Origin of the sequence: Citrobacter sp. Cu233, assembly GCF_030332225.1 — a bacterium.
Taxonomy (GTDB): Bacteria; Pseudomonadota; Gammaproteobacteria; order Enterobacterales; family Enterobacteriaceae; genus Citrobacter.
On the sequence record NZ_JAOWIF010000036.1, the window covers coordinates 1 to 5,283 of the forward strand.

The 5,283-nt window shown below is 49.5% G+C and carries 4 protein-coding genes, 4 tRNA genes and 1 pseudogene; 2 read left to right on the forward strand and 7 right to left on the reverse strand.

Annotated elements, in window-relative coordinates; all coding sequences use genetic code 11:
- From tuf to OGX95_RS15645, 5 genes are all read right to left on the reverse strand, one after another.
- Window positions 1-1,169, reverse strand: a 1,169-nt coding sequence (gene tuf, locus OGX95_RS15625) for an elongation factor Tu (RefSeq protein ID WP_049014834.1), incomplete at its 3' end; no start/stop codon positions are given.
- A 119-nt stretch (window positions 1,170-1,288) separates the two neighbouring features.
- Window positions 1,289-1,364 (reverse strand) — tRNA-Thr (locus OGX95_RS15630).
- 5 nt (window positions 1,365-1,369) lie between these two features.
- Window positions 1,370-1,444, reverse strand: a tRNA-Gly gene (locus OGX95_RS15635).
- Between the two features lie 115 nt (window positions 1,445-1,559).
- Window positions 1,560-1,644 (reverse strand) — tRNA-Tyr (locus OGX95_RS15640).
- An 8-nt stretch (window positions 1,645-1,652) separates the two neighbouring features.
- Window positions 1,653-1,728: transfer RNA gene (locus OGX95_RS15645), tRNA-Thr, on the reverse strand.
- Between the two features lie 19 nt (window positions 1,729-1,747).
- On the opposite strand from OGX95_RS15645, the pseudogene OGX95_RS15650 reads away from it, so the two are divergent.
- Window positions 1,748-1,828: pseudogene (locus OGX95_RS15650) on the forward strand (hypothetical protein); the annotation flags it as partial.
- 290 nt (window positions 1,829-2,118) lie between these two features.
- Window positions 2,119-3,069: a type I pantothenate kinase gene (gene coaA / locus OGX95_RS15655; RefSeq protein ID WP_286630087.1), complete on the forward strand. Its 951-nt coding sequence runs from the start codon at window positions 2,119-2,121 to the stop codon at window positions 3,067-3,069.
- Window positions 3,070-3,105: 36 nt separating this feature from the next.
- Here coaA and birA read toward each other — a convergent pair whose 3' ends face one another.
- Window positions 3,106-4,068 carry a bifunctional biotin--[acetyl-CoA-carboxylase] ligase/biotin operon repressor BirA gene (gene birA, locus OGX95_RS15660; protein WP_286630088.1) on the reverse strand — a complete coding sequence of 321 codons (963 nt, stop codon included), beginning with the start codon at window positions 4,066-4,068 and terminating at the stop codon, window positions 3,106-3,108.
- Complete coding sequence (murB, locus tag OGX95_RS15665) at window positions 4,065-5,093, reverse strand: UDP-N-acetylmuramate dehydrogenase (protein ID WP_286630089.1); 1,029 nt, start codon at window positions 5,091-5,093, stop codon at window positions 4,065-4,067. Before murB ends, birA begins: the two co-directional genes overlap by 4 nt.
- Between the last annotated feature and the right edge of the window lie 190 nt (window positions 5,094-5,283).

Below are 5,283 nucleotides of genomic sequence, written 5' to 3' on the forward strand. Positions count from 1 at the left end.
GCAACAACGCCCGCGCCAACGGTACGGCCGCCTTCACGGATTGCGAAACGCAGACCGTCGTCCATCGCGATCGGGTGGATCAGGGTAACAACCATTTTGATGTTGTCGCCCGGCATTACCATCTCTACGCCTTCCGGCAGTTCGATGGTACCCGTCACGTCAGTAGTACGGAAGTAGAACTGCGGACGGTAGCCTTTGAAGAACGGAGTATGACGGCCGCCTTCGTCTTTGGACAGAATGTACACTTCAGATTCGAACTTGGTGTGCGGCTTGATAGAGCCCGGCTTAGCCAGTACCTGACCACGTTCGATTTCTTCACGTTTGATACCACGCAGCAGAACACCAACGTTCTCACCAGCACGGCCTTCGTCCAGCAGTTTGCGGAACATTTCAACGCCGGTACAGGTAGACTTAGCAGTCTCTTTGATACCAACGATTTCAACTTCTTCACCAACTTTGATGATACCGCGTTCTACACGACCGGTAACAACGGTACCACGACCGGAGATGGAGAATACGTCTTCGATAGGCAGCAGGAACGGCTTGTCAATCGCACGCTCTGGTTCCGGGATGTAAGAATCCAGGAAGCCAGCCAGTTCGATGATTTTCGCTTCCCACTCTGCTTCGCCTTCCAGCGCTTTCAGAGCAGAACCACGAACGATCGGCGTGTCGTCGCCCGGGAAATCGTACTGAGACAGAAGTTCACGAACTTCCATTTCTACCAGTTCCAGCAGCTCTTCGTCATCAACCATGTCGCATTTGTTCAGGAACACGATGATGTACGGAACGCCTACCTGACGACCCAGCAGGATGTGCTCACGGGTCTGCGGCATCGGGCCGTCAGTCGCAGCAACAACCAGGATCGCGCCGTCCATCTGCGCAGCACCGGTGATCATGTTTTTAACATAGTCGGCGTGGCCCGGGCAGTCTACGTGCGCGTAGTGGCGAGTCGGGGTGTCATATTCAACGTGAGAGGTGTTGATGGTGATACCACGAGCTTTTTCTTCCGGCGCGTTATCGATCTGATCGAATGCGCGAGCAGCACCGCCGTAGGTTTTAGCCAGAACGGTAGTGATTGCAGCGGTCAGCGTTGTTTTACCATGGTCAACGTGGCCGATAGTACCGACGTTAACGTGCGGTTTAGTACGTTCAAATTTTTCTTTAGACATCGATTGTCCCTCTAAGACACGGATAAATCGGTGATATCACCACATCAACCAGGCAATATACCTGAGCTGTTGAATGCTTTTTAAAAGTAAACAGAGAGAAACGGGAAGGAGAAGTGAAGTGGTGCTGATACCCAGAGTCGAACTGGGGACCTCACCCTTACCAAGGGTGCGCTCTACCAACTGAGCCATATCAGCACGTCTGGAGCGGGCAGCGGGAATCGAACCCGCATCATCAGCTTGGAAGGCTGAGGTAATAGCCATTATACGATGCCCGCATCCTGAAACTCGGCTACCCAGTTCTTTCTGTAACAAAAAAGAGAGTTCTCTCTTTTTTGTTTGAGCTGATTAAATTTTTTAATCAACTCAGGCGGCGATAACGCTGCCAGAAAGTGGTGGTGGGGGAAGGATTCGAACCTTCGAAGTCTGTGACGGCAGATTTACAGTCTGCTCCCTTTGGCCGCTCGGGAACCCCACCGGACTTGATGGTGCCGACTACCGGAATCGAACTGGTGACCTACTGATTACAAGTCAGTTGCTCTACCTACTGAGCTAAGTCGGCATCAAGTAGCGCGCATTTTATGGATACCTGCGTGCTCATGCAACTAAAAAATTGCATAAAATGTTCTTCCGCTCACATTTTGCACTATACGTCCGATAAATAATCTATTTCTTGTCTGAATTGCACAAATTTCCAACGTTGGACGTTATAACTGGAGAGGGTTTTGCTCCGTTATTCACGTCCGGACAGAGAGAAAGCACATCTTTATACATCTGGAATACTCGTCACAATGCTTTTCAGGGGACGATTTTTTCTTATTATTCCCCCTCATCTGGTGTTACCCTCCTGCCCATTGTCCAAATTAACTGAAATGTGCGTGCCATTGCGTGCCGGGGATGATTTCGTTTTTTATCACTGACCTGATATAGCAATGACAGCCAGACCATGCGTATGAGTATAAAAGAGCAAGCGTTAACGTCGCCTTACCTACAGTTTGATCGCAACCAGTGGGCTGCGCTTCGTGATTCAGTGCCGATGACCCTGACCGAGGAAGAGATTGCTCGTCTGAAAGGCATTAACGAAGACTTATCGCTGGAAGAAGTTGCTGAGATTTATTTGCCTCTATCGCGTTTGCTAAATTTTTACATCAGTTCAAACCTGCGACGCCAGGCTGTTCTGGAGCAATTTTTAGGCACAAACGGCCAGCGTATTCCTTATATCATTAGTATTGCAGGTAGTGTTGCAGTTGGTAAAAGTACAACCGCGCGCGTTTTGCAGGCACTGCTGAGCCGCTGGCCAGAGCACCGCAAAGTTGAGCTGATTACGACCGATGGTTTTCTTCACCCAAACCAGGTGTTGAAAGAACGCGGGCTCATGAAGAAGAAAGGCTTCCCCCAGTCTTATGATATGCACCGTCTGGTAAAATTTGTTTCCGACCTGAAGTCAGGCGTCCCTAACGTCACAGCGCCGGTCTATTCTCATCTGATCTATGATGTGATCCCTGATGGCGACAAAACGGTTGCCCAGCCGGATATATTGATTCTCGAAGGGTTAAATGTATTACAAAGCGGAATGGACTACCCCCACGACCCGCATCATGTATTTGTTTCTGACTTCGTCGATTTTTCTATTTACGTTGATGCGCCAGAGGAATTACTCCAGACGTGGTATATCAATCGATTCCTGAAATTTCGTGAAGGGGCATTTACCAACCCTGACTCTTATTTCCATAACTACGCGAAATTGTCCGAGGATGAGGCAATCAATACAGCAATGGCGCTCTGGAAAGAAATTAACTGGTTGAATTTAAAACAAAACATATTACCTACGCGTGAGCGAGCCAGTTTAATCATGACCAAGAGCGCCAATCATGCCGTTGAGCAAGTCAGGTTAAGAAAATAAATAAAAAAAGGGGAGCCGATGCTCCCCTTCTTCTTATTATTCTGCACTTCTGAGCGATATTTCTCCGCCCATCCATGGCTTTATCTCACCATTCTGCTCAAGCAATAGTGCACCTTGAGCATCTATTCCCCGCGAGATACCAAATATTTCTTTATCGCCAATAATGAGTTTAACAGGACGGTTGATAAAGTTATCAAGTGCCTTCCAGCGTGATAAATAAGGCACCAACCCCTCTTGCTCAAACAGTATCAGCGCAGCACGAAGCTCGCGGATCAACCGGGCCGCAAGAGTATTACGGTCAATGTTTATGCCTGCTTCCTGTAGGTTAATCCACCCCTGATTAACCACATTCTCTTCGACCCGGCGCATAGACATGTTAATTCCGGCGCCAATAACGATTTGCGCGGCATCACCAGTCTTACCGGTGAGCTCAACCAGTATACCAGCCAGTTTTCGATCGAGCAGGTAGAGATCATTAGGCCATTTCACCCGGACTTTATCCGCTCCCAGATCGCGTAAAACTTCAGCCATGACGATACCAATGACCAGACTCAGGCCAATCGCCGCTGCCGGGCCCTGCTCCAGGCGCCAGAACATAGAGAGATACAGGTTAGCACCAAATGGCGAAAACCATTTACGCCCACGCCGACCACGACCAGCTTGTTGATACTCCGCCACGCAGGCATCTCCGGATGCCAGTTGCCCAATTCTATCCAGCAGATACTGGTTAGTTGAATCGATTACGGGTAGAACGGTGATATTTCCGCCGCCCAGCTGAGAATAAATAACGGATGAGTCTAATAGCTGGATGGGCTCTGGTAAGCTGTAGCCTTTACCTGGAACAGTAAATACATCAACGCCCCAGTCGCGTAACGTCTGGATGTGTTTGTTGATCGCAGCACGACTCATTCCCAGTTTTTCACCGAGTTGCTCACCTGAATGGAATTCGCCATCAGCCAATAATGAGATAAGCGTCAGGGGGACGGTATTATCCTTCATGCAATGATCTCCACAGCATTCACTTCACCCTGCGGGCCCATAAATCTAACCTCTGGCTCAAGCCAGACATTAAATTTCTCACCCACTTTATGTCGTACATGATGTGCAAGTTGCACGACATCGTGGCTCGTCGCATTACCCGCATTGATCAGGACCAGTGCCTGCTGTTGATGTACTGCTGCACCACCAATACGCATGCCTTTGAGCTGACACTGATCGATAAGCCAGCCAGCGGCCAGCTTCACTGAGCCATCGACCAGGGGATAGTGAGGCGCGGTCGGGAATTGTGACAGGAGTTCCTGTGCAATTTCCGCTGCAACAACCGGATTTTTAAAAAAACTGCCCGCATTACCGTTTATTTTCGGGTCAGGCAGCTTTGTTGTACGCATGTGGCAGACGGAATCAAACACCTGATGAGGTGTGACCGTTGCAGGATCCAGACGCGTCAAATCGCCGTATGTCAGTACGGGCTGCCACTGTTTAGACAAACGCAGACCGACGGCTACAATCGCGACGCGATCCTGATACTCATGCTTAAAGATACTGTCACGATAACCGAAACGACATTCTGCAGCACTTACACGCAGATGCTTACCGGTCGCCAGTTCAATGCAGTCCACATATTCGCAAACACGCTGAAGTTCCACACCATAAGCACCAATGTTCTGGATTGGCGATGAGCCAACACAGCCGGGAATAAGCGCCAGGTTTTCCAGTCCAGGCATGCCAAGCTGCAATGTATGCTGTACCAGATGATGCCAGTTCTCACCAGCCCCAACGTGTAGATACCACGCGTCAGGCTTCTCTGTAATCTCTATACCTTTGATACGGTTGACGATCACCGTACCATGGAAATTATCGAGGAACAGGACGTTACTCCCCTCACCCAGAATCAGTACCGGATGGTTTAATGCTTTGGCAGCTTGCCAGGCGTTCAATAGTTGTTGCTCATTTTCAGCACAAACAATCTCGTTGGCAGACTGGTCAATGCCGAAGGTGTTCCAGGCTTTAAGGGAGTGATTCATAGACGCTTTCCTGATGCAAAATCGCGCTTAGTTTACCGCATATGCCGCAGGATGGCTTGTTTTATGGAAGAGTGAGGTGTTGCTTTGTACCCGATAGTGTTGCAGTTGTAGGCCGGATAAGGCAGCACGCCGCATCCGCCTGTTTTCACCCCTCGCAGACGAAAAAAAGCCCATCCGTCAGGATGGGCTT

Excerpts from the sequence above, each read along its gene's own strand:
- birA (WP_286630088.1), bottom strand. The coding sequence starts at position 4,068 with ATGAAGGATAATACCGTCCCCCTGACGCTTATCTCATTATTGGCTGAT.
- murB (WP_286630089.1), bottom strand. The coding sequence starts at position 5,093 with ATGAATCACTCCCTTAAAGCCTGGAACACCTTCGGCATTGACCAGTCT.
- coaA (WP_286630087.1), top strand. The coding sequence starts at position 2,119 with ATGAGTATAAAAGAGCAAGCGTTAACGTCGCCTTACCTACAGTTTGAT.